Below are 26695 nucleotides of genomic sequence, written 5' to 3'. Positions count from 1 at the left end.
CTCCGTGATGTGTGTAGGCGACACACGGTGGCGGAGTCGGCGGGCGGGTTCGAGGCGTTGTCCGCTCAGCGGACGAGAGCGGCGGCCCGCCGCTCCAGGGCGCGCGCCGCGTGGTGCACCGCGGCGGCGAACCGGTCCGCCGGGCGGGCCGCCGGGGTGGCGATCTGCAACGCCGCCCGCCCGCCGCCGGGCAGCGCGACGGTCGTGGCGTAGCAGGTGAGCCCTTCGAGCACGTCCTGGTCGTCGACCGCGGCGCCGAACCCCCGGCGGCGCGGGGACGGTGTCCGGCCGTCGTCGAGCACGATGCCCGCGGCGGTCGTGGTGGGCATCGCCGCGCCCGGCCGCGCGTCGATCGGCAGCGCCTCCTGCCCCGGCACCATCTCCAGCGCGACGAACGCCGCCCGGTCCGGCACGACCAGCGACACCGCCGCACCGGTCTGGGCGCGCAGCCCCCGGATCACCGGGGCGGCCGACTCGCGCAGCCCGCCGAGCGGCTCGACCCGCCGGGCCAGTCCCAGCAGGTCCGCGGCGAGCACCCACCGGCCGTCCACCAGGTCGACCGCCCCGGCCTGGCGCAGCTGGCCGAGCAGCCGGTGGACGGTCGGCCGCGGCAGTCCGGTGAGCTCGGCGAGCCGCGCCACCTGACGCGGGACGCCGGTCTCCGGCAGGGCGTGCAGCACGCGGAAGGCGCCGTCCACCACGCCGCGCCCGGCCCCGCCGGTGGGCGGGACCGGGCCGCGGGTTCGCTCCTGGGTCACCGGCCCATTGTCCGCCGGACCGGGCGGCGGTCGGCTAACCGGTCGTGATGACGAGCTTGCCGCCCTTCGGCGTGCCCTTGAGCTCCAGTTCGGCGAGGGCGTCGACGGCGTCGGCCAGCGGCACCGTGCGGGCGATCGGCAGGCGCAGCGCGCCCTGCCCGGCGGCTCGCGCGACCTCCTCCAGGTCCCCCGTGACCGACTGGGCGATCAGGACCTGGTAGCGCGCCGACACCGCGCTCCTGGCGAACTTCGCGGGAGTGGGGGTGATGTCGACGACGCGGCCGCCGGGCGTCAGCATCGTCCGCGCGGCCTTGGCCGGGAGCGTGCCCGCCGTGTCCAGGACGACGTCGAACCGCTCACCGAGCCTCCGCGGGTCGAAGTCGAACCCCACGACCGGGGACAGGCCGAGGTCTCGGGCGACGTCGGCGGAGGCGGGGCGGCAGCTGCCCCCGACCACCGCGCCGCGGGCCAGGGCGAGCTGGGTGGCGGCGCGGCCGACCCCGCCCAGGCAGCCGTGGACGAAGACGGCCTGCCCCGACCGCACCCTGTTCTTGCCGAACAGGGCCTGGTACGCGGTGATCCCGACGGTCGGGAGCACCGCGGCCTCCTCGAACGAGAGCCCCTCGGGCTTGCGCACGACCGCCTTCTCCTCGGCGACGACCACCTCCGCGAACGCCCCCGAGGCCTTGAGCTGCGCCCCGCCGAGCACCTCGTCGCCGACCCGGATCCGGGTCACGCCCTCCCCCACGGCCTCGACCACACCGGCGAAGTCGTTGCCCATCGCCCGAGGGAAGCTCCGGCCGGTCATCAGCTTCATCGTGCCGTTGCGGATCTTCCAGTCCAACGGGTTGACCGCCGCCGCCCGCACCCGGACCAGGACCTGGCCGGGACCGGGCCGCACCGGCTCGAAGTCCTCGAGCCGCATGACCTCGGGCCCGCCGTACTCGTGGTACTGGATCCGCCTCGTCGTAGCCATTCAGAGCCTCCACCTCAGTGACGTCATCACGTGACATCACCATACCCCCCTGATGTCACGTGATGACATGACGGTGTCGCGCAGTGACATCACCTAGACTCGACCACCATGGGACGGTGGGAGCCAGGGGCGGACAGCCGGTTGCGCGAGGCCGCGATGGAGCTGTTCCTGGACCGCGGCTTCGAGCAGACGATGGTCGCCGACATCGCCGAACGGGCCGGTGTCACCGCCCGCACCTTCTTCCGCCACTTCACCGACAAGCGCGAGGTCCTCTTCGACGGGTCGCCCGACCTGCTGGAGCGCTCGCTCGCCGCCCTGGAGTCGGCGCCCGCCACGACCTCGGTGCTGGACGCCGTCGCGCTCGCGCTCGACGCCGTGGCCGGGCTGATCGGCGGCGACCGCGAGTACTCGAAACAGCGGCAGGCGGTGATCATGGCCAACCCCGAGCTGCAGGAACGCGAGCTGATCAAGCTCGCGCACATGTCGGGGGCACTGGCGGCCGGGCTGCGCCGACGCGGTGCGGAGGCCTCGGAGGCGGAGCTGGCCGCCGAGGCGGGCCTGGCCGTCTACCGCGTCGCCTACGCGCAGTGGGTCGACGCCGCCGAGGACGGCGACCTGCGCGACGTCATCCGCGAGTCCATGGCCCGCCTGCGCTCCCTGACCGCGGGCGCGACGCCCGACCAACCGTCCACCGCGCCGGATTCCGACACCGTTGGGACGGGTGTCCTCCAAGGAGTGGAGAGACCCTCCTAAGAGGACGGACAGCGGCCGAGAACACCTTTCTCCCAAGGAGAAAGGACAGGCTCCCCTAACAGTTCGCCGAATTGCGCGCCCCGGCCCGCGGTGGCACCGTTCGAACCAACCCGAACGCGTTCCCACCACGGAAAGCAGGAGCGGACATGACCACCCTCGAGAACCCGGCGATGCCCGCCGTCCACGAGTGCACGGTGAGCGGCTGCTCGTACAACCACGACGGCTGCCACGCCTTCGCCATCACCGTGCGCGGCGAGAACGGCGCCGCCGACTGCGGCACCTTCATCCCGTTGAGCACCAAGGGAGGCCTGGACAAGGTCGTGGCGCAGGTCGGCGCGTGTTCGCGCGGCGACTGCGCCCACAACGCCGCGCTGGAGTGCACGGCGAAGAGCGTGCGCATCGGCGCCGGGCAGGGCGACCACGTCGCGAACTGCCTGACCTACCAGAAGAACTGACCGCACCGGCGGGAGCACGGTGATGCCCACGACCGGGCCACCGTGCTCCCGCCGCGTCCGGGCTGCCACCGGGGCCGGCGTCCACCGCTCGCGGCTCACCAGTCGTGGACGGTCCCGTCGGCCAGTCGGTTCACCGGCAGGTACGCGGCGCGGTAGGGGAACCGCGCCGCCGCGGCCAGGTCGAGCTCGACACCGAGGCCTGGTGTGTCCGAGGGGTGCAGCAGGCCGTCGGCGAACGTGAACGAGGTGCGGAACACCTCCAGGGTCTCGGCGGTGTGCGGCATGTACTCCTGGATGCCGAAGTTGTGCACCGCGATGTCCAGGTGCAGCGCGGCGGCCATGCCGACCGGGGAGATGTCGGTCGGGCCGTGGATGCCGGACTTCACGCCGTACACCGCGGCCAGGTCGAGCACCTTCTTCAGCCCCGTCACCCCGCCGGCGTGCGTCACGGCCGACCGCACGTAGTCGATCAGCCGCTCGCCCAGCAGCGCGGTGTAGTCGTGCACGCTGTTGAACACCTCCCCGATCGCCAGCGGCGTCGTGGTGTGCTGCCGGACCAGCCGCAGCGCCGCCTGGTCCTCGCCGGGGGTCGCGTCCTCCAGCCAGAACAGGTCGTAGGGCTCCAGGGCCTTGCCCAGCCGGGCGGCCTCGATCGGCGTCATCCGGTGGTGGCCGTCGTGCAGCAGCGGCAACTCCGGCCCGAACTCCGCGCGCACCGCTTCGAACACGCCGGGCACGTGCCGCAGGTAGGCGCGGGTGTCCCAGACCTCCTCCACCGGCAGCGCGGTCGGCCTGGCGGGCTCGTAGTCGTAGCGCTGGCCGCCACCGGCCTCGGACGCGGCCACGCCGTACACGGTGTCCAGGCCGGGGATGCCGGTCTGCACCCGGATGGCCCGGAAACCGCGCTCCAGGTGCAGCCGGATCGAGTCGAACAGCTCCGGCACGTCCCGTCCCGAGGCGTGGCCGTACGCCAGCGCGCCGACCCTCGACGCACCGCCGAGCAGCTGGTAGAGCGGCATCCCGGCGGCCTTGGCCTTGATGTCCCACAGGGCGGTGTCGACCGCGGCGACCGCCGCCATCGTCACCGGCCCACACCGCCAGTAGGCACCCCGGTACAGGTACTGCCAGGTGTCCTCGACAGCCCCCGCGTCCCGCCCGATCAGCAACGGCACCACGTGCTCGCGCAGGTACGCCTCGACCGCCAGCTCACGCCCGTTGAGCGTCGCGTCGCCCCACCCGGTGAGCCCGTCGTCGGTGGTGATCCTCAACGTCACGAAGTTGCGCCCAGGGCAGGTCACCACGACCTCGGCCGACTCGATCCTCATGCTGGCTCCTCCGCGGTCCCGGCACGATCACGCCGTGCTCCTCCGACTCCACCCGACGGCGGAATCACCTAGGCTCCAGCTTCCAGGTCCCGGCCACGACGCGCTCCCGCGGGTGGCGTGGTCGAGAAGGGCGGCGGACACATGAGCGACCTCGTGCTGCGCGGTGGCCGGGTGGTGGACCCCGGTTCCGGTCACGACGCCGTGGCGGACGTGCACGTGCGCGACGGCCGCGTGCTGGAGGTCGCGAGCGCGGTCGGGCCCGTGGCCGGCGCGACCGAGGTCGACGTGGCCGGGCTCGTGGTCGGGCCGGGGTTCGTCGACCTGCACAGCCACGTGAACTCCGTGGCGGGGCACCGGTTGCAGGCGTTGGACGGGGTCACTACCGCGCTGGACCTCGAGTCGGGGCTCATGCCGCTGCGGCGCGCCTACGCCGAGGCCGCGGCTGAGGGGCGGCCGTTGAACTACGGGTTCTCGGCGTCCTGGGCCGGTGCGCGGGCGCGGGTCCTGGCCGGGATCGAGCCCGACGCGAGCCGGACCGGGATGCTGGCGGTGCTCGGGGAGCCGCGGTGGCAGGCGACGTCCACCCCCGAGCAGCTCGGCCGCTGGCTGGGCGTGCTGGAGGACGAGCTGGCCGACGGCGGGCTGGGCATCGGTGTGCTGATGGGGTACGCGCCCTACTCCGACCCGGCCGAGTTCGTCGCGGTGGCCCGCCTGGCCGCCCGTGCCGCCGTGCCCACGTTCACCCACGTGCGGGAGATCGTGGAGGCGGACCCGTCGATCCCGGTCGACGGCAGCGAGGAGATCGCGATCGTGGCGGCCGAGACCGGCGCCGCCATGCACCACTGCCACGTGAACAGCACGTCCCGACGGCACGTCGACCGGGTGCTGGCGACCCTGGACAAGGCGCGCGCCGCGGGCTCGCGGATCACGGTGGAGGCCTACCCCTACGGCGCGGGCAGCACCGGCATCGGCGCCTTCTTCCTCGAACCGGACCGGCTCGCCCGCTGGGGCATGAGGCCGAGCGACATCACGATCGTGCGGACGGGTGAGCGGGTCGCGGACGAGGCGCGGCTGCGGGAGCTGCGCGCCACCGACCCCGGTGCCGCGTGCGTCCTGGCCTACCTCGACGAGGACAAGGCCGTCGACCGGGAGCTGCTGCTGCACTCGCTGGCGTTCCCCGACTCGGTCGTGGCCAGCGACGCCATGCCGGTGGTGTGGCCCGACGGGACCAGCGAGAGCTTCGAGTGGCCGCTGCCCGCGGGCGGGAGCACGCACCCGCGGACGGCGGGCACGTTCGCCAAGTCGTTGCGCCTGATGGTCAGGGAGACGGCGACGTGGACCTGGTCGGAGGCGTTCCGGCGGTGCTCCTACCTGCCCGCCCGCGTCCTGGACGAGGTGGCTCCCGCGATGCGCCCGAAGGGGCGGCTCGCGCCCGGCGCGGACGCCGACATCGTCGTGGTGGACCCGGAGGCCGTCACCGACAACGCCACCTACTTCGACTCGGTGCGCCCCTCGACCGGGGTCCGGCACCTGCTGGTGGGCGGCACGCCGGTCGTGCGCGACGGCGTGCTCGACACCACCGCGTTCCCCGGCAGGCCCGTGCGCGGCGAACCCCGCTGAGCACCGGTCAGACGCGTGCGCCCCGCGCGTCGGCGACCAGCTTGAGCAGGTCCGCGTCCTGCTCCAGGTAGTGCGCGTCGACGGGGTGCGCGGAGAACGCCGACCAGGCGGCGTAGTAGCGGTCCGCGGCGGTGTCCGGCGGGTGCACGCCGCTCCGCGCGGCCACAGCCGCGGCGTGCGCGACCGCACCGGCCGACGCGGCGGTGCGGGCGGCGGCAGCGGCGCGGTCGGCGGCGTTCGCGGCGGCGATGCCCGCGGCGACGTTGTGCACGCCCGTGAACGCGGCCGTGAGCGCGGCGGCCGCGTCGATGGCGTCGGCGCAGACGTGGGCCGCGTAGGCGGCACCGGCCGCCGAGGCCGCCCAGGACGCGGCGTTCCCGTTGGCGGCGCGGGAGGCGGAGAGCGCGGCCGCCAGGGCGCGCCCGGTGTCGGGACCGGTGGCCGGGTCCTCGTCGAGGACGGCGCCCGCCGCCCGGCGGGCCTCCAGCAGGTCGGCCTCGCCGACCGCGCCGTCGAGGAAGCCCTCGGCCGCCCGGACGCAGTGCCGGATCCGGGCGTCCACCGGGTGCCGCCGTTCGAGGTGGTCGACGGCGCGCCGCGCGCACACCACGGCGAAGCGGCGCAGGACGACCGCCGGGATCTCCTCGACCAACCTCATCCCCGAGGCCGCGAACTTGGTGTCCTCGTGGGAGAGCTCGCCCCTGGCCTCCGCGAGGAACCACCGCGTGCCGCGGACGTTGCGGACGGAGTCGCGCGGCGTCAGCGACGCGTGCAGGCCGGAGGAGCAGCAGGCGATCCTCCCGCCCACCTCGTTCCACTCCCCCACCCGCCAGGACAGGTCCCCGTCGACCGAGGTCAGGTCGTCCTCGACGAACCGGTAGCACTCGACGATCGCCATCGCCACACCTTCCTGCCGTACACCGTATCGCTGTTCGTACACCGTATCAGGATCCGATACGGAGTATCGCCGGTGCGGTCGACCTAGGTACCCTCGGCTCGTGCCCACACCACGTCCCCCCGCCGAGGGTCGCGGCGAGCCGATCTGGCTCCGCGAGGCGACGCGCGAGCCGAAGACCCGGCCGCTGACCCGCGAGCGGATCGTCGAGGCGGCGATGGCCGTGGCCGACGACGAGGGCCTCGACGCCGTCTCGATCCGCCGGATCGCGGCCGAGCTGGACGCCCGCCCGATGAGCCTCTACGGCCACATCGGCGGCAAGGACGACCTCCTCGACCTCATGCACGACGCCGCGGCCGAGGAGACGCTCGTGGGCGAGGTCCCCGCCGACTGGCGCGAGGCGCTGCGCAAGCTGGCCCGCTGCAACAGGGCCGCGGCGCTGCGCCACCCGTGGCTGCTGGTCACCCGCGACACCGGGTGCGCGATCGGCCCGGCCTCGCTCCGGCGCATGGACGAGTCCGCGGCCGCGGTCCGCGGGCTCGACGTCGACGGCGCCACGCGGCGCGCGCTCGTGCTCGCGGTCGAGACCTTCACCTACGGTCACGTGAGCGCCGAGCTGGCGGGCCGCATCCGCCGCCGGGCCACGGAGGAGGTGGACGTCGCCCGGCGCGAGGCCGCCGCGCGGTACGTGCGGGAGCAGGTCGACGCGGGCGGACTCCCCCACCTCGCCGACGCGGGCCCGTCCGAACCGCCGTCCGCGCAGGAGTCCGAGCGGAGCTTCGAGCTCGGTCTCGACTGGCTGCTGGCCGGGGCCGCCGCGTCGTTGGGCCGGTAGGGGTTCGCGGAGGCGGGTCGGGGCGCGCGGCATCGGTCGGACGACCGACCCCCTCGCCCCTCCGGGCGAGGCCGCGCGAGAGTTTTCCCGGCCCATCGACCGAAGAAGGCCACCTCCGCTCGTCAGTACGTTCCACGCATGCACACCACAGGTGTACGAGCGATACGAAAATCGTTGGGGCGCAAGGGAATGGTCGTGCTCGCCGTCTCCGTCGGCCTGGTGGTCGCGGGCGCGGCGCCCACGCCGTGGGCGCGGACCGCGGACGCCGGGGCGGCCCAGCCGGGCGCGGCGCGCCACGACATCACGCTGATCACCGGCGACCGCGTCGTGGTGGCGGGCGACCAGGTCGTGTCCTACGAGCCGGGGGCGGGGCGGGAGGAGGTGGCCGTCGACACCTACCGGGACGGCGGCCGGCTGTACGTCCTCCCGCAGGACGCCGCGGCGCCGGTCGCCGCGGGCAGGCTGGACCGGCGGCTGTTCGACGTGACCTCGCTGGTGGAGTTCGGTTACGACGACGCGCGGCGCCCGACCGTGCCGGTGATCGTCCGAACGGCGGCGGGCGCGCGGGCGGAGGTCGGCGCGCTGTCGGTCGGCACGCGACTGGACGCGGTGGGAGCGGTCGCGGGCACCGTGGACAAGAACGGCGGCGCGTGGGAGGCGCTGCGCGACGGCGCGGTCGGGAAGGTGTGGCTCGACGGCAAGCGCGACCTGGCGCTGGACCGCAGCACCAGGCAGATCGGCGCACCGGCGGCGTGGCAGGCGGGGCTGACCGGCAGGGGCGTGACCGTCGCGGTGCTCGACACCGGGGTCGACGAGGAGCACCCGGACCTGGTGGGCAGCCAGGTCGCCGAGCGGAACTTCACCGACGACCCGGACAACACCGACACCGCGGGGCACGGCACCCACGTCGCCTCGATCATCGCCGGCAGGGACGAGCGCTACCGCGGTGTCGCGCCCGAGGCCCGGCTGCTCGACGGCAAGGTCTGCGTGGGCGCGCTCGGCGGCTGCTCCGACTCGGCGATCCTCGCCGGGATGCAGTGGGCCGCCGACCAGGGCGCGCAGGTGGTCAACCTCAGCCTCGGCGACACCGACACACCCGACACCGACCCCCTGGAGGAGGCCGTCGACCGGCTCTCCCGCGAGAAGGGGATGCTGTTCGTGGCCGCCGCCGGGAACGACGGGCCCGGCGCCGGGTCGATCTCCTCACCGGGCAGCGCGCGGAGCGCGTTGAGCGTCGGCGCGGTGGACCGCTCCGACGTCGTGGCCGCGTTCTCCGGACGGGGCCCGACCGCGACGGGCGGGGTGAAGCCGGACGTGACCGCGCCCGGCGTGGACATCACGGCCGCCAAGGCGGGCACCGCGGACCACCGGTCCATGACCGGCACCTCGATGGCGACCCCGCACGTGGTGGGCGTCGCCGCGCTGCTCAAGCAGCAGCACCCGGACTGGTCGGGCGAGCGGATCAAGTCGACCATCACCGCGTCGGCCGTGGCGTCCCCGGCGGTCCCGGTCACCGACCAGGGCTTCGGCCGGGTCGACGTGCCGCGGGCGCTGGCGCAACGGGTCGTCTCCGAGCCCTCGAACCTCGACCTCGGCCTCCAGCGGTGGCCGCACGGGGACGACCCGACGATCACCCGCGAGGTGACCTACCGCAACTCCGGCACCGAGCCCCTGGTGCTCGACCTGGCGGTCGACGTCACCGGTCCGGCGGGCGCGGCACCCGCGGGCATGATCACCGTCTCGCCGACCAGGCTGACCGTGCCCGCGGGTGGCGAGGCCACGACGACGGTCACCGCCGACACGACCGTCCCCGCCGCCGACGGCCGGTACGCGGGCGCGCTGGTCGCGTCCGGCGGCGCGGGGCCGCGCACGCTGGTCACCGTCACCCGCGAGACCGAGCACTACGACTACACGATCGCCCACCTCGACCTCGCCGGGAACCCGGTGCCCTACTCGCGGACGACCGTCGTGGACGTCGCCACCGGGCGGAGCAGGCTGGTGGACGGCGGCACGGAGCCGTCGACCACGGTCCGCCTGCCCCGCGGCGACTACCGGGTCTACACGAGCATGACCGGACCCGACCGCGAGCGCGTCGTGATCGCGCAGCCGAAGCTCTCGCTGACCGCCGACACGCGGTCGGTGTTCGACGCGCGCGAGACCAGGCCGGTCGTGCTCGCCACCCCGGACCCCGCGGCGCGGCAGCGGGCGGGGTACGTGACCTTCACCGGGTCCGGCGACGGGCAGGCCCCCTTCACGACGTGGTTCCAGTCCGGCCGCCTGCACACCGGGCGGGTCGGGCCGGACGCGCCCGACCTCACCACCTCGTTCGGCGCGCAGTTCACCGGCACGCCGAGGGGATCCACCCCGGTGACCTACCGGCTGCACTGGTCGGAGACCGGCAGGCTGCCGGTCGGCTACGAGCGCACCGCGACGCCGTCCGAGCTGGCCGAGACGACCACCGTCGTGCGTCCCGGCGGGCCGGACAAGCAGTACCGGCTCGCCGTGGTCCCGGAGGGGATCACCGCCGGGTGGTCGTCGACGACACCGGCGGGCCCGTCGGTGGACCTGGTCACCGCGGGCGGCGGACTCCGGTGGCGGTGGGCGTTCGAGCAGTGGTCGGCGGACCTGCGCACCGAGGTCGTGCTGGCACCACCGGCACGCGCGGTCGAGCCCGGCGGCGCCTACGACCAGACGCTCAACGCCGCCGTGTTCGGTCCGTCCACAGCGGACCGCGCACTCGTCCGGCGCGGTGACGACATCGGCGTGCGGGTGCCGATGCACGCCGACACCAACGGCGGCGAGGGCTCCCGGCCGTCCGCGGCGAGCCGGATCACCCTGTACCGGGACGGCGTCCGGATCGGCGAGGAGGCCAAGCAGGCCGCGGACTTCCCCGTACCGGCGGCCGAGGGCGGCTACCGGGTCGAGGTCGAGCAGACCCACACCGCGTCGAACCTGTCCACCAGGACCAGCGGCACGTGGACGTTCCGCTCCGCCCACGACCGCGAAGGCCCGTTGCCCATGTCCGTGCCCCGGTTCCGGCCGGAGCTCGACGGCGACAACGCCGCGTGCGGTGCGACGGTGCCGGTGCCGTTGACGGTGGAGCGGCAGCCGGGCACGCCCGCGGTGACCGGTGTGGAGGTCGAGGCGTCGTTCGACGACGGCACGACGTGGACGGCCGTGCCCGTCGACGGCGGCACGGCACTGGTCCGGCACCCGACGGGCGCGAGGTTCGCGTCGTTGCGCGCCAGGACGACCGACGCGGCGGGCGACACCGCTGAGGTGACCGTCGTCCACGCCTACCGGATCGCGGAGTCGACCGGCGGGTGCTGAGCCGACCGGCGTGACGAGCGGGGGCGACCACCGTCGCCCCCGCTCGTCGTGCGACGCCTCGGGCTTTCCGCCGTCCGGTCCGGTGGTCCTCGATCGGACTGCCGGACCGGACGGGGGCACCGTCTAGTCCTGGTAGTCGGTCGTGGGCGTGACCCCGCGCAGCGCCAGCCCGCACGCCGTGGCGGCGACCAGGGCGACGAGCGACCCCGCGGCGACCGGGGCGAGGATCCACGGGGTCATCGGGGTGCCCGAGTGGTGCGGGATGCCCGGTGTGATGGAGAGCAGTCCGAGGCCGACGCCGGTACCCGCCGCGCACGCGGCGAGCGTCGCGGTGACCACCGGCAGCACCACCTCGCGCCGCAGTGCCGCGCGCAGCAGCCGCAGGGGCGTGCCCGTCGCCAGCAGCGCGCCGAACGCGCGGCGGCGGTCGACCACGGAGCCCACGGCGGACACGGCCGCGCCCGAGCCGCCCAGCAGCACGGCGAACGCCAGGCCGAGCAGGACCGCGCGGCGCAGGTCGTCGAGCACCGTGCTGCCCAGCACGTCGGCGGTCTCGCCGTCCTCCAGCGCGACTCCGGGGAAGGCCCGGACGAGGGCGGTGTGCAGCACCTCGCGGTCGCCCGGTGTGGTCAGCACCGCCACGCTGGTGGGCCGCGCGGCCAGGGCCGGTGCGAGCTCGGGGTCGACGACGGCGTAGGAGCCGCCGGGGTAGGGCCGGACCTCGACGTCCGACGGCAGCTCCGTCCTGGCCGCGGCCTGGCGGCTGGTGATCCTGAGTGGACCGTCGAGGGGCTGCGGCAGGTACACCGCGGGCCCCGGCGCGCAGCTGAGTCCGGTGAGGACCCTCGTGACGTCCTCGCACCGGCCGACCAGCGCGGGCTGCGACCGGCCGCCCGCCGCGAGCAGCCCGTAGGTCAGGGGCAGGACCGGGGCGTCCGTGGCCGCCCGCAGCGCGTCGACGCGGCTCGGGTCGGTGACGCCGTGCGCGACGATCGCGTCCGGCGACCACGTGCCGTCGTCGAAGCGGACCTGCCCCTCCAGCGTCGGCATCATGGTCAGCGCCATCGACGCGGTGAACACGGCGACGACCACGCCCGCCGACCCGCGGAACGCCGCGACCGGGTCGCCGACGAGCCGTCGCCCCGCGAGCAGCGTCGCCGGTCCGCGCCAGCACCCGACGAAGAGCCGTCCGACCAGCGACGTCACCAGGGGCCCGGTGAACACCAGCGCCAGCGCGACCCCGCCGACCCCGGCCAGCACCACCTCGAACCGCCTCGGGCCGCCGACCTCCCGTGCGACCACGACACCGGCGGAGAACAGCACGAACGCCGCCAGACCGATCAGCAGCCGCCTCCCGCGGACCCGGCGGAGCACCGCCACGCCCGGCGGTCGGGTGACGACCCGCCAGTGCCCGAGCACCGCGGCGCCCACGACCAGCACCGGCGCGCACACCTGCACCGCGGCGGCCACGAGCGGGTCGGAGGTGAAGTCGCCGGGGAACCAGGTCCCGCCGCCCCAGGGGATCCGCGCGACCAGGCCGCTCGACGGCCAGGCCAGTGCGCCGCCGAGCAGGCTGCCGATGACCGCGCCCGCCGCGATCTCCACCGCGACCACCACGGCGGCCTGGACCGGCGTGGCACCCGCGAGCCGCAGGGCGGTGAGCCGGCGTTCGCGCCTGGCGGCCGTGAGCCTGCCGACCGAGGCGACGAGCACCAGGCAGGGCACCACGAGCACCACCAGGCCGATCCTGGTGAGCAGCCACAGCATCCCGGCGGAGCCGTCCACCGGCACGCGCGACCCGAGCAGGTCGCGGACCCCGCTGCCGTCGACCACTCCCGGCGGGTGGCCGACGACCACGACCAGCTCGTCGGGGAACCGCAGCGCCTGGTCGCCGATCATGCCCACGACGACACCGGGGAAGCGGTCACCGAGCTCCGCCGACGGCGTCGTGCGCACCAGGTCGGCCAGCGCCGGGGAGAACAGCACCTCTCCCGGACCGGGCAGCCGCGGGATCCCCTGCGCGACGGCGACCTCACCGGGGTGCTCCGCCGCGACGTCGAAGCGCTCGATCATCCTGCCGCGGAACTCGTCGCGCGTGGCCGAGACCGCCAGCGGCCCCGGCTCCCCGCCGACGCGCCAGGCGGCGCGGTCCTCCCGCGCCCTCAACGCGGTCGGCGCCGCGAGCAGCCAGAGGACCAGCAGGACACCCACCGCCACACCGAGGGCGACCAGCGCGGCGGAGATCCGGCCGCGGCGGTCCCTGCGCAGCAACGTCATCGCGAGCCTCATCCCGACCTGCCGTCCTGGAGTCCGACCACCCGGTGGGCGCGGTCGGCGATGGTCCGGTCGTGCGTCACGACCACCACCGCGGCACCGGTGTCCCGCGCGGCCTCCAGCAGCGCGGACATGACCTCGTACCCGGTCCTGGTGTCCAGCGCCCCGGTCGGCTCGTCGGCGAAGACGACCCGCGGCCGGTGCACGAGCGCGCGGGCGATGGCGACCCGCTGGGCCTGGCCGCCGGACAGCGCGGCGGGTCTGCGCGCCTCCAACCCCGACAGACCGAGCCTGCCCAGGCACTCGCGGGCCGTGCGCAGCGCGAGCCCGCGGGGCGCGCCGCCCAGCAGCATCGGCAACGCCGCGTTCTCCTCCGCGGTCAGCTCGTCGACGAGCATCCCGGACTGGAACACGAAGCCGAACGCGGTGCGCCGCAGCCTGCCGCGCCCCGCCTCGGACAGCCCGCCGAGCGGGGCGCGGTCGAGGAACACCTCTCCCCCGTCGGCGGGCACGATCCCGGACAGCACGTGCAGGAGGCTCGTCTTGCCCGAGCCCGACGGCCCGACCACGGCCAGCACCTCCCCTTCGCCGATGTCGATGTCCACACCGTCGAGGGCGGGTGTCCCGCCGTACCTCTTGGCCAGTCCGCGGCCGCTCAGCACCGGATCCATGCCGAGGATGCTGTCGGCCCCGCGGTGGTCCCCGCCTCGGCCGCACCGCCATCGCGGGTCGGTCAGGTGACCGAGGTGGCGGGCGGGCCGGATCAGTAGCGTTCCCACCGTGGACGGACTTCGCAGACAGTGGCCGACCGCGCTCGCGCTCTCCGCGTTGCTGGTGACCGAGCTGACCTGGCTCCTCCCCCGGCACGGCCCCGGCCCCGACCTCTGGGTGTGGCTGCTGACGCTGCCCGCGTGCGCGGCAGCGCTCCTCGCGCACCGCCACGCGGTGGCGGCGACGGCGGTGGCGGCCGCGGCGGTGGTGCTGGTCACCCTGGTGCTGCAGGGGTTCAGGCCCGTGGGGACGCACCTGGAGGGCCTGTTGAGCCCGCTCACGCTCGCCGAGACCGCGGCGTGCATGGTGCTCGTCGCCGTCGTGGTGCGGCAGGCGACCCCGCGGGCGTCCGCCGCCACCGTGGCGGTCTTCATGGCGGTCAGCCTGCACGCCGCCGTCGTGCGCACGACCTTCGTCTGGACCCAGTCGAACGTCGTCGGGTCCCTGCTGCTGGGCACGGTCGCGGTCGGGACCGGGTGGTACTTCCGGTCGCGCGACGAGGACCGGGAGCGGCTGCTGTCCAGCTCGGTGTCCGGCGCGCAGCGCGAGGAGCGCATCGCACTGGCCCGCGAGCTGCACGACGTCGTCGCGCACCACGTGACCGGGATGCTGGTGCAGGCGCAGGCCGCGCTGGACGTGGCGGAGGACGATCCGGGGGCGGCGCACCGGCTGCTGCCCGGCATCGTCGGCAGCGGGAAGGACGCGGTGGGCGCGATGCGCAGGCTCGTCGGGACGCTGCGCGGCGGTGGGCCGGACGTGGCGACGACCGACCTCGGCGCCGACGTCCTGGCAGTCGTCGAACGCGCCCGCGAGCAGGGGCTGCCCGTCCGGCTGCGCGCCGACCTCCCGCCCGACCTGCCACCGGAGCTGGGCCGGTCCGTGCTGCGGCTGGTCCAGGAGTCGTTGACCAACGCCCACAAGCACGCCGTCGAGCCGACCGAGGTCGACGTGGCGCTGTCCTGGACGCCGACGGCGCTGCGGGTCGTCGTCACCGACGACGGCAGGCAGCGGTCGGCGGGCCCGGCGGGCTACGGCATCGTCGGCATGCGGGAACGGGTGGGCATCCTGGGCGGCCTGTTCTCCGCGGGTCCGCACGACACCGGCTGGCAGGTCCTCGCCGAGCTGCCGCGGGAGGGACGCGGGTGATCTCGGTCCTCATCGCCGACGACCAGGAGATGGTGCGCACCGGGTTCCGGCTGATCCTGGAGCGGCGGCCGGACATCACCGTGGTCGCCGACGTGGCCGACGGCGTCATGGCCGTCACCACCGCCCGCGAGCTGCGCCCCGACGTGTGCCTGCTGGACATCCGGATGCCGGGGCTCGACGGCCTCGAGGTCACCAAGCGGCTCTCGCCGATCTCGAAGGTCGTCGTCGTGACGACCTTCGACCTCGACGAGTACGTGCACACCGCGCTGCAGCACGGTGCCAGCGGCTTCCTGACCAAGGACGCCGGGCCAGAGCTGCTGGTGGAGGCCGTGCGGGCGGCGGCGAAGGGCAACGCGCTGATCTCCCCGGAGGTGACCCTGCGGCTGCTCGAGCAGTTCTCGCGGCCGGACCGCGCGGCCGAGCGGACCAGGCTCACGGCACGGGAGCAGGACGTCGTGCGCGAGGTGGCGCGCGGGCTCACCAACCAGGAGATCGCCGTCGAGCTCCACATGTCGCTGTCCACGGTGAAGACGCACCTGACCTCCGTGACGTCCAAGCTCGGCGCGCGCAACCGCGTCGAGATCGCCTCGTGGGCCTGGCGGACCGGTCTCGCCGGGTCGTGACGGGAGCGGCGGGGGTGCCGGGTCAGGTCCTGGCGCGAGCCACGACGTCGCGGACGGCGGCGAGGGTCTCGTCGGGGTGGTCCAGGTGCGCGCTGTGGGTCGCGCCCGGCCAGCACACGACCTCGGTGCCGAACGCGGCGGCCAGGCGGGTGTGGGCACGGCGGACGACGGAGTCCGGTGCGCGGTCGGCGGTGACCACGACGGCCGGGACGCGGGGCAGGTCGGCTTCCCGGAGGCCTTCGGACAGCGCGGTGATCCCCCGGACCGCCGCGGCCAGCTTGCGGAGGTCGGCGCCGCCGGTCCTGACGAGCGCGGCCGCGCAGTCCGGTCGCAGCCGCAGCCGCCGCGCGGTCCGCCGGGTGGCGGCGCCCAGGGCAGCCGACAGCAGCCTGCCGACGCCGGGAACCGACGCGAGCGCGCCGACCGCCCGCATCGACCGCTCCAACCGGGAGCAGACGCGCGGGTCGTTGACGGGCGTCGGGTCGATCAGGACCAGACCCGCGACCTTCTCCGGGTGCGCGGCGGCGAGGAGCACCGCCACGGCGCCGCCGAGGCTCTGGCCCGCCAGCACCACGGGGCCGGAGTCGAGCTCGTCGATCAGCCGGGCCAGGTGGGCCGCCGCCCCGGCGAGGGACCCGGCCGCCGCGGAAGTCCCGGTTCCGGGGCGGTCGTGCACGACCACCCGGCAGCCGGGGTCGGCGGCCAGGCCCTCGGGCAGGCCGGGGAAGAAGCCCTCGCAGGCTTCGGCGCCACCGGGCAGCAGCAGTACGGGTGGTCCGGTGCGGACGTCGTCGATCGGCATCGTCACTCCTCAGCGCCCGGCAGGTGGGCCGGCCACCGTGCTCGACTGAATTTGTACAACAATACTGGCGATTTTGTAGCACAATCTGCCCGTGTATCGTCGTCGCGGGTGGAAGGCACGTGGGGGGATGGCATGACCGTGGCACCGTCGACCGGCGCGCACACCGCTCCGGAACGGGTGGCGGCGACCCTGCGGGACGAGCTGCTCGACGGCGCGCACCCGGTCGGCACCCGCTTCCGCGAGGAGGACCTGGCCGAGCGCTTCGACGTGGGCAGGCACACGATCCGCGCGGGGCTGCGGCTGCTCGTCGAACGCGGCCTGGTGATCCACGAACGCCATCGCGGCGCCGTCGTCGCCCCGTTGAGCAGGCAGCGCATCGACGAGGTGTTCGACTACCGCAAGCTGCTGGAGCTCGGCGCGCTGCGCATGGCGCTCGACGCGGGCGCGGACCTCGGCCCGGTGCTGGCCGAGGTGGAGCGGCTGGAGGCGCTGGCGGAACGGTCGCCGGGCCCGTCCTGGCGGGAGCTGACGCAGGCGCACAGCGCCGTGCACCGCGCGATCGTCGCCACGGCGGGCAACGCGCACGTGCTGGAGAGCTACCGGCGCTGCGAGGACGAGGTGCGCCTGCTGCTCACCTTCGTCCGGCCCGACTTCGACGCCCGGCGCATGGCCGCGGTCCACCGCGAGCTGGTCGGGCGCCTGGGGACGGGCGGGGAGACCGCCGTGCGGGCGCTCACGCAGGACATCGACCACACCGGCCGGGCGGCCCTGCTGACCGCGCTGCACCGGGCCGAGGAGAGCGCGCGCCTGCTCGGCCACTGACCGCCCGTGCCGCTTCGGGCGGACGGGTTCGGGCGGACGGGTGACATGATCGAGTTCGACCGGCCGACACACCGGACTCGAAGACGCGCACCGGGTGACCCCGCTCGTACTGTCGGGTGGGCCCCACGCAGGAACGACCACCGGACGAGGCACGAGGAGACCCCAGGCACCGTGAGCACCTCCAGGCTGCACGACGCGCTCGCCGACCCCGCCGCCGACGCCCGCGCCCGGTTCGGCCACGGCGACAACGGCTACCTCGAAGGCTCGAAGGTGGTCCACGCGGTCCGGTTGCAGGACTGGCTCGGCGTGTCCGTGCCCGGACCCGGCTGCCACGTCGGCACCGGCGGGTGGGACTTCACCCGGTTCAAGCCGACCCGGTCGCCGGTCGACTGCGGCCGCTGCTCGAAGTCCCGGCTGCACGGACCGGTCGCGGAGGGCGACCTGCCCGGCCAGCTCGGGCTCGACCTCGGCCCCGACTACCACCGCGGCCCCACCGGGTGACCTCACCGGGTGCGGTGGTCCGCCGACACCACCCACCTGTCATGCACCCGGCCGCCGGGTCAGCGCCGCCAAGCCCGCCGAACGCGCGCCCTAGACTGCCCGCGCGGATCTTCGGGACCTCTTGGGGGAGGACGTCGTGGCGACGACAATCGTGAACGCGAAGGTGTTCGACGGGACGACGACGCGGGACTGGACCTCGGTCCGGTTCGCCGACGGCCTGGTCACCGCGTGCTCCCCCACCTCCGCCGCCCTGGAGGGCGACGAGGTGGTCGACGCGGGCGGTGGGACCCTGCTCCCCGGTCTCCTCGACGCGCACGCGCACCTGTTCCCCGGCGCCCTCGCGCAGTCGCTGACCTTCGGCGTGACCACCGTCCTGGACATGTTCAGCACCCCCGACCTGCTGGCCGCGGCCAAGGAGCAGGCGGGGTCCCGCCCGGACGTGGCCGACGTGCGCTCCGCGGGGGTCGGCGCCACCGCGCCCGGCGGGCACCCGTCGATGATGTACGCCCCGTTCCCGACCCTGACCTCGGCCGACCAGGCCGAGCGGTTCGTCGCCGACCGGGTCGCGGAGGGCTCGGACTACCTGAAGGTCGTCTCCGGCGTCGGGGGCCTGTGGCCGTCGCTGGACGCCGGGACCATCGCGGCGCTCGTCACCGCCACGCACGCCCGCGGCCTGCTCGTCGTCGCCCACGTGAGCTCGACGGCCGGTGTCGCGGAGGTCGTGTCCGCCGGTGTCGACGTGATCGCCCACGTGCCCGCGGACACCGTGCTGGACGACGCCCTGGTCGCCCGGATCGCCGAGGCCGGGATCGCGGTCGGCCCGACGCTGGCCACCATCGAGAACACCCTGGGCGAACGGGGTGGCGCGGCGGTGGCCGGGGACCCCCGGCTCGCCGAGGCGCTCGGGGACACCTGGAGGCGGCGGTTGACCGCGGACGCCCCAGCCCTCGGCAGCCGGATGCCGCCCTACTCGCGGGCCGAGGACAACGTGCGGCGGCTGGCCGACGCGGGAGTCACCCTGCTGGCGGGCACCGACGCCCCGAACCCCGGCACCGTGTTCGGGGCGAGCCTGCACCGGGAGCTGGAGCTCCTGGTCCGGTGCGGCCTCAGCCCGGCGCGAGCCCTCGCCGCCGCGACCGCGGAGCCCGCACGGGTGTTCGGCCTTCCCGACCGGGGAGCCATCGCGGTCGGCGGGCGCGCGGACCTGGTCCTCGTGTCCGGTGACCCGTTGGCCGACATCACCGCGACGCGCGCGATCGAGCGGATCTGGCGCGCGGGCACGGCCTGCGACCGACGCGCCTTCGTCGCGAGCGGTGCCGAGGCCGAGCAGCTCGACGCCTTCGACGCGCAGGTCGCCAAGGTCGTGGCGGCGGTGCGGGAACGGCGGTCCGGCTTCGCGCCCGGAAGGGCCCGCTGACCGCGCGTCCGTCGCCGGACGTCGAAGGGGTCACCCGGAGAATCGACCGGAGAATCGACCCGCCGACGATCGTGGTCGAATACCGGGATCGAATTCATCGAATACGTGAATAAATGCGCATGGTAATCCATTCTTGTTGACACGAGGTTACCTCCGCGGCGATAGTCGTCGGTACCGCCCCGTCATCGACACTCGCCCGGCGAATCGGTCGGAACCATTCGACCGCGTTTCGTCGCGACCACTCGGGCGGACACGCCCCGGAAAGCGGAGCCATGGTCAACGGAATTCGATCGACCGTTGTTGCGGTCCTCGTCGTGCTGGGTCTGGTTGTCGCGACCGGAATGGCGCGGGCCGCCACCTGGTCGTCCACGGACAAGTGGGGGACGTGGTCCAACGGCGGCTACACCGTCCGCAACGACGTGTGGGGAAGCGGCGCCGGACCGCAGACGATCTGGGCGAACTCGTACAGCAACTGGGGCGTGTGGGCAGACCACCCCGACACCGGCGGCGTGAAGGCGTACCCGCACTCGGCGAAAGCGGTCAACAAGAAGCTCAGCGCGCTGGGCAGGCTGTCGAGCTCGTTCGCGGTCAGCAGGCCGGGATCGGGCGCCTACACCACGGCCTACGACATCTGGGCGGACAACAACGCCTACGAGGTCATGATCTGGGTCAACAAGCAGGGCGCGGTGGGCCCGATCGGGTCGAAGCAGACCACGGTGACCGTGGGCGGCCACACCTGGGACGTCTACCGCGGGTCCAACGGCGCGAACCAGGTGTTCTCGTTCCTGCGCACCGGCAACACCAACTCCGGCACGGTCGACGTGCTGGCGGTGCTGAAGTGGATCGGGTCGCGCGGCTGGTACGGCGACGTGACCGTGGGAGAGGTGCAGTTCGGTTTCGAGATCACCTCCTCGGCGGGCGGCATGGACTTCGCGTCCAGCAGCTACTCGGTGACGACGTGAGGGCGCTCGCGGCCGTCGTCGCGGCGGCACTGCTTACCGGGCTGTCCACCGCCACCGCGCACGCCGCCGCGGTGACGGTGGCCGCCGACGGCAGCGGCGACTACCGCACGCTCCAGGCGGCGGTGAACGCGGTGTCCGCGGGCACGACCATCACCATCGCCCGCGGCACCTACCGCGAGCCGGTGACCGTCCCGGCCGCCAAGTCGAACCTGCTCATCCAGGGCGCGACCGGCACCGCGTCGGACGTCGTGCTCGTCATGAACAAGGCCGCCAAGGACACCGGCAGCACGCTGACCTCGGCGACGGTCACCATCAACTCGCCCGGCACGACGGTGCGGGCGCTCACCGTGAAGAACGACTTCGCCGAGACCGGGGCGCCCTCGGAGCAGGCGGTGGCGCTGGCGGCCAACGGCGACCGGCAGGTGTACGACAACGTGCGCGTGCTGGGCAACCAGGACACGCTGCTGTCGTGGGGCCCGTCCTACACCTCGCGCTACCGGCAGTACTTCCGCAACTCCTACGTCGAGGGCGACGTGGACTTCGTCTTCGGCCTCGGCACCGTGGTGTTCGACGGTTCCACCATCCACTCGCTGTCGCGCGGATCGTCGAGCAACAACGGCTACGTCACCGCGGCCGCGACGGACCGCAACAACCCGTACGGGTTCCTGTTCCACAAGTGCGCGTTCACCTCGAACGCCCCCTCCGGCACGGTGTACCTGGGCAGGCCGTGGAGCCCCAACGGCACGGCCAACCAGGCCCAGGTGGTCATCCGCGAGTCCTCGCTGGGCGCGCACGTCCGCACCTCGCAGCCGTGGACCGACATGGGGTCCACGACGTGGAAGTCGGCGCGGTTCTTCGAGTACGCCAACACCGGGGCGGGCGCGGGCACCAACGCGAACCGGCCCCAGCTGTCGTCCTCGCAGGCCGCCACCTACACCCGGCAGAAGTACCTCGCGGGTTCCGACGGCTGGAACCCCGTGGGCTGAGCGCGCACCCCGGCGGCCGCACTCCCCCGACGGCCGCCGGGGTGCGCGCGGTTTGCGACTCCCGGCGGCGGGGCAACCCGGCGGTGTCCCGAGTCGCGACGAGAGGTGCAGCGGTGACCGACGAACTGCTCGCCGACCGGTACGAACTGGCCGAGGTGATCGGGGTCGGAGGCATGGCGGAGGTCCGCCGCGCCCAGGACACCCTGCTGGGGCGCGAGGTCGCGGTGAAGCTGTTCGCGGCCGACACCGACCTCGCCAACGCCCGCCGGTTCGACAACGAGGTCCGCATCCTGGCGGGGCTGTCCCACCCCGGCCTGGTGTCCGTGCACGACGCGGGCACCTCCGGGCGCACGCGGTTCGTCGTGCTGCGCCTGGTCGACGGGCCCACGCTGCGCCACCGGATGGCCGAGGGACCGCTGCCCGTCGAGGAGGTGCGGACGCTGGGTGCCGCCGTGGCCGACGCGCTGGCCCACGTGCACGGTCAGGGCGTGGTGCACCGCGACGTGAAGCCGTCCAACATCCTGCTCGACGCCGACGGCACCCCCTACCTCGCCGACTTCGGCCTGGCCCACACGATCGGCAGCACCCGCCTCACCCGCACCGGCCTGCTGGTCGGCACGGCCGCCTACATCGCCCCCGAACAGGTGCGCGGCGCCGGGGTCGACTCCCCCGCCGACGTCTACGCCCTCGGCCTGGTCCTGCTGGAATGCCTCACCGGCCACTGCGAGTACACCGGGAGCGACGTCGAGACCATCGTCTCGCGCCTGCACCGCTCCCCCGTCGTCCCCGCGCACCTGCCCGCGGACCTGGCCCGGTTGCTGACGCTGATGACCTCGCAGTCCCCCGCCGACCGGCCCACCGCCCGCCAGTGCGCCGACACCCTGCGCTCCGGCGACCTCCCCACGACGGTGATGCGCGCCCCGCGCCGGACGGCGCTCGTCGCCACCGCGGCGGGCATCCTGGGAGCCCTCTGCCTCGGCTGGGCCCTCGCGCCCGACTCCGCCCCGCCCGTCTCCGAGTCACCCGGCACCGCCGACCCCGCGGTCGTCGTCGAGTCCACCACGACCGCACCGCAGCCCGCCGCGATGTCCGACACGAGTCCCCCGGCCACCCAGCAGCAGACGTCCGACCAGGTCGGCGCCGCGGCCGCCCAGGCACAGGACACCGCCCAGGCGCAGCAAGCCGCACCCGCCCAGGAACCCGCACCCGCCCAAGGCCCCGCGCCCGTCCAGGCCGACGGCCCCGGACAGGGCGAAGGGCACGGGCCGGGCAAGAAGGACGAGCCGCCGGGCCAGGCCAAGAAGGACAAGCCCTAGGGGCTCCTCTCGCGGCAGGGCGGTCAGAACGCGCTAAGCGCCGTCGTCACGCAGGGAACCGATCATGCTGCGCAGGATCCGGAACGCGCCCGCCTGCTCGGCCTCGGTCATGCCCGCCAGCATCCTGACCTCGACGGCCCGGACGGCCGCGCTCGCCTTCGCCAGGCTGCGCCTGCCGCGTGGCGTGAGCTGCGCGGGGAGCGCCTTCCCGACGGGTGCCTGCTCGGGCCTGGTCACGTAGCCGTCCCGTTCCAGGGCCTGGAGCAGCACGTTCATCGACTGCCGCGTCACGAACGCGCCGCGCGCGAGCTCGGAGTTCGACAGGCCCGGTCGTTGGGCCAGCAGTTCCAGGCAGGAGTAGTGGGTCACGCTCATCCCGAGCGGCCGCAGCACCTCCTCCATGGCCGCGCGCAGGACGCTCGACGCCTCCTTGAGCAGGTAGCCCAGTGACGTCCCCAGGTCGACACCGTCTTGACTCATGTCAGCATTCTGACATAGATTGTCTCGTGTCAGAAAGCTGACACATAGCGGAGGAGCACACCATGCCCGTCACCGGACCCGACTTCATCTCGCTGCAGGCCCGCGACCTCGACGCCTCGCAGGCGTTCTACGAGCGCTACCTCGGCCTCGTCCGCTCCCCGGCCGGACCCCCGCACGCCGTCGTGTTCGAGACCAAGCCGATCGCGTTCGCCCTGCGCGACGTCGTCCCCGGCACCGACCTCGACTCCGCCGACCACCCCGGCGTCGGCGCCGCGATCTGGCTGCACGCCACCGACGTGCAGGCCATCCACGACACCCTGGTCGCCGACGGCCACACCATCGTCGCCGCTCCGATCGACGGACCCTTCGGCCGGACGTTCACCTTCGCCGACCCCGACGGCTACCGGATCACCCTCCACGACCGCGGCTGACGCACCGGACGGAGGGGTCCGGCCCGCGGATGCCGGGGCGCTGCACGTCGTAGGGTTCCGGGATGGGCAAGCGGGGTGTGCGACTGAGTCGCGAGGCGATCGTCGGCCGCGCGGTCGAACTGGCCGACGCCGAGGGGCTGGCGGCCGTGACGATCCGGCGCCTGGCGCAGGAGAACGCCGTCACCCCGATGGCCATGTACTGGCACTTCGACGACAAGGACAGCCTGCTCGACGCGATGGCCGAGCACCTGATCGCGTCGGTGGACGTCCCCGAGCCCACCGACGGGCCCTGGGACGGGCAGCTGCGCGCGATCCTCGCCGCGCTCCTGGCGGCACTGCGGCCCCATCCGGCGGTGGCGGGGCTGGCGTCGGCCAGGGTGCTCGCCACCGAGCCGGGTCTGCGGTTGGCCGAGCGGGTGCTGGAGCTGCTGGGCCGCGCCGGACTGGACACGCGCCGCGCGGCCGAGGCCGCGATGTTCCTGGTGTCGTCGGTGATCGCGCTGGTGACGGCCGCCCCCGCCGACCGCCGCGGGCCGGAGGACGAGGAAGACGCGGTCCGGCAGCGGAAGGCGCGGCTCCAGGCGCTGCCGCCGAGCCGCTACCCGCACGTCGTGGCGGCCGCGCCGGAGCTGGCGAACTGCTTCGACCGGGACGGCTACTTCGACGACAACCTGGACCTGCTCGTCCGGGGCGTCCACGGCATCGCCTGACGACCACGACCACCTCCCCTTGACGCTCCCCCGCGCCGTGGCTATACGTTGTACATGTACGTCGTACAGCCAAGCGTCGGAGGAACGTCATGACCACCCACGGGTTCATCGAGACCAACGGCATCCGCCTGCACGTGGTGGAGGCGGGAGAAGGACCGCTCGTCCTGCTGCTGCACGGGTTCCCCGAGCTCTGGTACTCCTGGCGCCACCAGATCCCCGCGCTCGCCGCGGCCGGGTACCACGTGGTCGCCCCCGACCAGCGCGGGTTCGGCCGCAGCGACCGGCCGGGGTCCGTCGACGACTACACGATGCTCCACCTGGTCGGTGACGTCGTCGGGCTCGTCCACGCCTTCGGCGAGGAGCGGGCCACCGTCGTCGGCCACGACTTCGGCGCCCCGGTCGCCTGGCAGACGGCCCTGCTCCGCCCCGACGTGGTCCGCGGCGTCGTCACCCTGAGCGCGCCGCCCCGCTACCGCCCGCCCACCCCGCCGTTGCGGACGATGCGCGAGCTCCTGGGCGGCGAGTTCTACGTGAACCGCCTCGAGGAGCCCGAGGCGGACGCCGAGTTCGACCGCGACCCCCGGACCACCTTCCGCCGCCTGCTCTTCACCCTCTCCGGCGACAACCCCGCCAACGACCCGACCCCCATCCAGCTCGTGGTGCCGCGGGACACCGCCATCCTGGACTACCTCGACGAGCCCGCGGAGCTGCCCTCCTGGCTCGACGAGACGGAGCTCGACGTCTTCGCCGACACCTTCGCGGAGTCCGGCTTCACCAGCGCCCTCGACTGGTACCGCGCGCTGGACCGCGGGTGGGAGCTCACCGGCGCGTGGGCCGGTGCGACCGTCCGGGCGCCCGCGCTCTTCGTCGGCGGCGACCGCGACCCCAGCCAGGTCATGCCCGGCGCCCAGGAGCTCATCTCGGCGCTGACCATCCCCAAGGTCATCCTGCCGGGGGCCGGTCACTGGATCCAGCAGGAGCGCCCCGACGAGATCACCGGGCTCCTGCTCGACTTCCTCGCCGAACACGGCCGGACGGCCCCGTGAGCACACACCTCGAAGAGCACCCGCGACACCCGCGTCAGCGCTGACGCCATCCACGTACAAACAGGACGTGGTTGGCCCGGATCGGTACTCCTACCGTCGGTCCCGTGCGTGATGCCACGGTGGGAGACGGGACGCGGGCAGTCGACCGGTTCATCGACGACCACTCGATCGAGACCGTCGAGCTCGCCGTCGTGGACGTGATGGGGGCGATCCGGGGCAAGCGGATCCCCGCGCAGGTCTTCCGGCGGACCGCGGAGTTCGCGCTCTCCTCCGGGGTGTTCTGCCTCGACTACGGCCTCGACGTGCTGCCGCCCGCGGGCGGGTACAGCTGGGAGAGCGGCTATCCGGACGTCTTCCTGGTGCCGGACCCGACGACCCTGCGGCTGGTGCCGTGGCGGCCGGGGACGGCGCTGGTGTTCTGCGACGTCGTCGACCGGGAGGGCCTGCCCGTCCCGCTCGACCCGCGGCTGGTGCTCCGCCGCGCGCAGGACCGCGTCCGGCAGGCGGGGTTCGAGCCGGACGTGGGCCTGGAGACCGAGTTCTACCTGCTCGACCGGGAGACGCTGCGCCCGCGCCACGGGCGCAACCCCATCTACAGCCTGCACGACGACTCCTACCTGTGGCCGGTGATCCGGGACGTCCAGTCGGCGCTGCACGCCGTGGGCGTGGTGGTGGAGGCCAGCGGGGCGGAGTACGGCGCGGGCCAGGTGGAGATCAACCTGCGGTACTCCGCGCCGCTGGCCGCAGCGGACGACCTGGTGTTCTTCCGCTACGCGGTCAAGCAGGTCGCGGCCTCGCACGGGTACCTGGCCACGTTCATGGCCAAGCCGTGGGCGGAGTCCTCCGGCAGCGGGCTGCACGTGCACCAGAGCCTGCGCGACCGGCGGACGGGCCGCAACGCCTTCTGGGACGAGGAGACCGGCGGGCTCAGCGAGCAGGGGCGGTCCTACCTGGGCGGTCTGGTGCACCACGTCGCCGAGACCTGCCACGTCGCCGTCCCGACCCCCAACGGCTACAAGCGGTCCGTGGGCTACTCGTTCGCGCCGACCCACGTCACCTGGGGGTTCGACCATCGCTCGGTCGCGGTGCGCGCGCTCGTGCACGGCGACGCCGGGACCCGGCTGGAGCACCGGGTGGCGACGGCCGACGCCAACCCCCACCTGCTGGTGGCCACCCAGCTGCTGGCGGGGCTCGCCGGGCTGGAGGACCACCGGGAACCGCCGCCCGAGTCGACCGCGGACGTCTACGCCGGGGGCGACGCCGAACCGCTGCCGCGCACCGTGGCGGAGGCCGTGACCCTGCTGGACCGGAGCAAGTTCGCGCGGTCGGCGCTGGGCGACGAGCTGACGCGGCTGCTGTGCCTGCTGGGCCAGGCGGAGCAGGCGGCCGCCGACGCCGAGGTGACCGGCTGGGAGCGGCGCCGCTACCTCGAGTCGGTCTGAGTTCCACCCGTCCATCACT

The 26695-nt window shown here is 74.2% G+C and carries 25 protein-coding genes; 17 read left to right on the top strand and 8 right to left on the bottom strand.

Features of this window, described 5'->3' with window-relative positions:
* Positions 1 to 65: 65 nt before the first annotated feature.
* Both CLV43_RS23365 and CLV43_RS23360 read right to left on the bottom strand, forming a co-directional pair.
* Entirely contained in the window at positions 66 to 758 is a 693-nt protein-coding gene (locus CLV43_RS23365; RefSeq protein WP_106189423.1) for a helix-turn-helix domain-containing protein, read from the bottom strand.
* A 34-nt stretch (positions 759 to 792) separates the two neighbouring features.
* Complete coding sequence (locus CLV43_RS23360; RefSeq protein ID WP_106189422.1) at positions 793 to 1734, bottom strand: NADP-dependent oxidoreductase; 942 nt, start codon at positions 1732 to 1734, stop codon at positions 793 to 795.
* A 108-nt stretch (positions 1735 to 1842) separates the two neighbouring features.
* On the opposite strand from CLV43_RS23360, the gene CLV43_RS23355 reads away from it, so the two are divergent.
* The gene (locus tag CLV43_RS23355) at positions 1843 to 2487 is read left to right on the top strand and encodes a TetR family transcriptional regulator (protein ID WP_106189421.1); all 645 of its coding nucleotides are present in this window, start codon (positions 1843 to 1845) and stop codon (positions 2485 to 2487) included.
* Positions 2488 to 2633: 146 nt separating this feature from the next.
* Positions 2634 to 2942, top strand: coding sequence for a DUF1540 domain-containing protein (locus CLV43_RS23350; RefSeq protein ID WP_106189420.1), 309 nt, complete (start codon positions 2634 to 2636; stop codon positions 2940 to 2942).
* Positions 2943 to 3037: 95 nt separating this feature from the next.
* Here the strand turns inward: CLV43_RS23350 and manD are convergent, their stop codons facing one another.
* On the bottom strand, positions 3038 to 4267 hold the full coding sequence (gene manD / locus CLV43_RS23345) for a D-mannonate dehydratase ManD (protein ID WP_106189419.1): 1230 nt from the start codon (positions 4265 to 4267) through the stop codon (positions 3038 to 3040).
* Positions 4268 to 4408: 141 nt separating this feature from the next.
* On the opposite strand from manD, the gene CLV43_RS23340 reads away from it, so the two are divergent.
* Entirely contained in the window at positions 4409 to 5887 is a 1479-nt protein-coding gene (locus tag CLV43_RS23340; RefSeq protein ID WP_106189792.1) for an amidohydrolase family protein, read from the top strand.
* Positions 5888 to 5894: 7 nt separating this feature from the next.
* Here the strand turns inward: CLV43_RS23340 and CLV43_RS23335 are convergent, their stop codons facing one another.
* On the bottom strand, positions 5895 to 6785 hold the full coding sequence (locus tag CLV43_RS23335; RefSeq protein ID WP_146174882.1) for a DUF7666 domain-containing protein: 891 nt from the start codon (positions 6783 to 6785) through the stop codon (positions 5895 to 5897).
* A 100-nt stretch (positions 6786 to 6885) separates the two neighbouring features.
* Here CLV43_RS23335 and CLV43_RS23330 point away from each other — a divergent pair, with 100 nt between their 5' ends.
* On the top strand, positions 6886 to 7617 hold the full coding sequence (locus tag CLV43_RS23330) for a TetR/AcrR family transcriptional regulator (protein WP_106189417.1): 732 nt from the start codon (positions 6886 to 6888) through the stop codon (positions 7615 to 7617).
* 195 nt (positions 7618 to 7812) lie between these two features.
* A complete protein-coding gene (locus tag CLV43_RS23325) occupies positions 7813 to 10947 on the top strand; it encodes a S8 family serine peptidase (RefSeq protein ID WP_170155977.1) in 3135 nt (1044 codons plus the stop codon).
* Positions 10948 to 11070: 123 nt separating this feature from the next.
* Here CLV43_RS23325 and CLV43_RS23320 read toward each other — a convergent pair whose 3' ends face one another.
* Positions 11071 to 13236: an FtsX-like permease family protein gene (locus tag CLV43_RS23320; protein ID WP_106189415.1), complete on the bottom strand. Its 2166-nt coding sequence runs from the start codon at positions 13234 to 13236 to the stop codon at positions 11071 to 11073.
* Positions 13233 to 13892, bottom strand: coding sequence for an ABC transporter ATP-binding protein (locus CLV43_RS23315; protein WP_106189414.1), 660 nt, complete (start codon positions 13890 to 13892; stop codon positions 13233 to 13235). Before CLV43_RS23315 ends, CLV43_RS23320 begins: the two co-directional genes overlap by 4 nt.
* Before the next feature lie 109 nt (positions 13893 to 14001).
* Between CLV43_RS23315 and CLV43_RS23310 the strand changes: the two genes are divergently transcribed.
* A complete protein-coding gene (locus tag CLV43_RS23310; protein ID WP_245886877.1) occupies positions 14002 to 15138 on the top strand; it encodes a sensor histidine kinase in 1137 nt (378 codons plus the stop codon).
* A complete protein-coding gene (locus tag CLV43_RS23305) occupies positions 15135 to 15761 on the top strand; it encodes a response regulator (RefSeq protein ID WP_106189412.1) in 627 nt (208 codons plus the stop codon). The genes CLV43_RS23310 and CLV43_RS23305 overlap by 4 nt, the downstream gene beginning before the upstream one ends.
* Positions 15762 to 15783: 22 nt before the next feature.
* On the opposite strand, the gene CLV43_RS23300 is transcribed toward CLV43_RS23305, so the two are convergent.
* The gene (locus CLV43_RS23300) at positions 15784 to 16563 is read right to left on the bottom strand and encodes an alpha/beta fold hydrolase (RefSeq protein WP_106189411.1); all 780 of its coding nucleotides are present in this window, start codon (positions 16561 to 16563) and stop codon (positions 15784 to 15786) included.
* Between the two features lie 132 nt (positions 16564 to 16695).
* On the opposite strand from CLV43_RS23300, the gene CLV43_RS23295 reads away from it, so the two are divergent.
* From CLV43_RS23295 to CLV43_RS23270, 6 genes are all read left to right on the top strand, one after another.
* Positions 16696 to 17385 carry a GntR family transcriptional regulator gene (locus tag CLV43_RS23295; RefSeq protein WP_106189410.1) on the top strand — a complete coding sequence of 230 codons (690 nt, stop codon included), beginning with the start codon at positions 16696 to 16698 and terminating at the stop codon, positions 17383 to 17385.
* A 171-nt stretch (positions 17386 to 17556) separates the two neighbouring features.
* Entirely contained in the window at positions 17557 to 17886 is a 330-nt protein-coding gene (locus CLV43_RS23290) for a hypothetical protein (protein WP_106189409.1), read from the top strand.
* Between the two features lie 136 nt (positions 17887 to 18022).
* The gene (locus tag CLV43_RS23285; protein WP_106189408.1) at positions 18023 to 19303 is read left to right on the top strand and encodes an amidohydrolase family protein; all 1281 of its coding nucleotides are present in this window, start codon (positions 18023 to 18025) and stop codon (positions 19301 to 19303) included.
* A 272-nt stretch (positions 19304 to 19575) separates the two neighbouring features.
* Positions 19576 to 20265 carry a glycoside hydrolase family 12 protein gene (locus tag CLV43_RS23280; protein WP_106189407.1) on the top strand — a complete coding sequence of 230 codons (690 nt, stop codon included), beginning with the start codon at positions 19576 to 19578 and terminating at the stop codon, positions 20263 to 20265.
* Positions 20262 to 21251, top strand: coding sequence for a pectinesterase family protein (locus tag CLV43_RS23275; RefSeq protein WP_106189406.1), 990 nt, complete (start codon positions 20262 to 20264; stop codon positions 21249 to 21251). Before CLV43_RS23280 ends, CLV43_RS23275 begins: the two co-directional genes overlap by 4 nt.
* 113 nt (positions 21252 to 21364) lie before the next feature.
* Entirely contained in the window at positions 21365 to 22567 is a 1203-nt protein-coding gene (locus tag CLV43_RS23270) for a serine/threonine-protein kinase (RefSeq protein ID WP_245886873.1), read from the top strand.
* Positions 22568 to 22600: 33 nt separating this feature from the next.
* On the opposite strand, the gene CLV43_RS23265 is transcribed toward CLV43_RS23270, so the two are convergent.
* Positions 22601 to 23047, bottom strand: a complete 447-nt coding sequence (locus CLV43_RS23265; protein ID WP_106189405.1) for a MarR family winged helix-turn-helix transcriptional regulator — start codon at positions 23045 to 23047, stop codon at positions 22601 to 22603.
* Between the two features lie 62 nt (positions 23048 to 23109).
* Here CLV43_RS23265 and CLV43_RS23260 point away from each other — a divergent pair, with 62 nt between their 5' ends.
* From CLV43_RS23260 to CLV43_RS23245, 4 genes are all read left to right on the top strand, one after another.
* The gene (locus CLV43_RS23260; RefSeq protein ID WP_106189404.1) at positions 23110 to 23478 is read left to right on the top strand and encodes a VOC family protein; all 369 of its coding nucleotides are present in this window, start codon (positions 23110 to 23112) and stop codon (positions 23476 to 23478) included.
* A 62-nt stretch (positions 23479 to 23540) separates the two neighbouring features.
* The gene (locus tag CLV43_RS23255) at positions 23541 to 24188 is read left to right on the top strand and encodes a TetR/AcrR family transcriptional regulator C-terminal domain-containing protein (RefSeq protein WP_211304506.1); all 648 of its coding nucleotides are present in this window, start codon (positions 23541 to 23543) and stop codon (positions 24186 to 24188) included.
* A gap of 89 nt (positions 24189 to 24277) precedes the next feature.
* On the top strand, positions 24278 to 25234 hold the full coding sequence (locus CLV43_RS23250) for an alpha/beta fold hydrolase (protein ID WP_106189403.1): 957 nt from the start codon (positions 24278 to 24280) through the stop codon (positions 25232 to 25234).
* A gap of 104 nt (positions 25235 to 25338) precedes the next feature.
* On the top strand, positions 25339 to 26676 hold the full coding sequence (locus CLV43_RS23245; protein ID WP_146174881.1) for a glutamine synthetase family protein: 1338 nt from the start codon (positions 25339 to 25341) through the stop codon (positions 26674 to 26676).
* Positions 26677 to 26695 lie beyond the last annotated feature (19 nt).

The organism is Umezawaea tangerina (genome assembly GCF_003002815.1).
In the GTDB taxonomy this organism is placed as follows: Bacteria; Actinomycetota; Actinomycetes; order Mycobacteriales; family Pseudonocardiaceae; genus Umezawaea; species Umezawaea tangerina.
The sequence above is the reverse complement of the archived record's forward strand: the minus strand, read 5'-3'. Positions and strand labels throughout refer to the sequence as shown.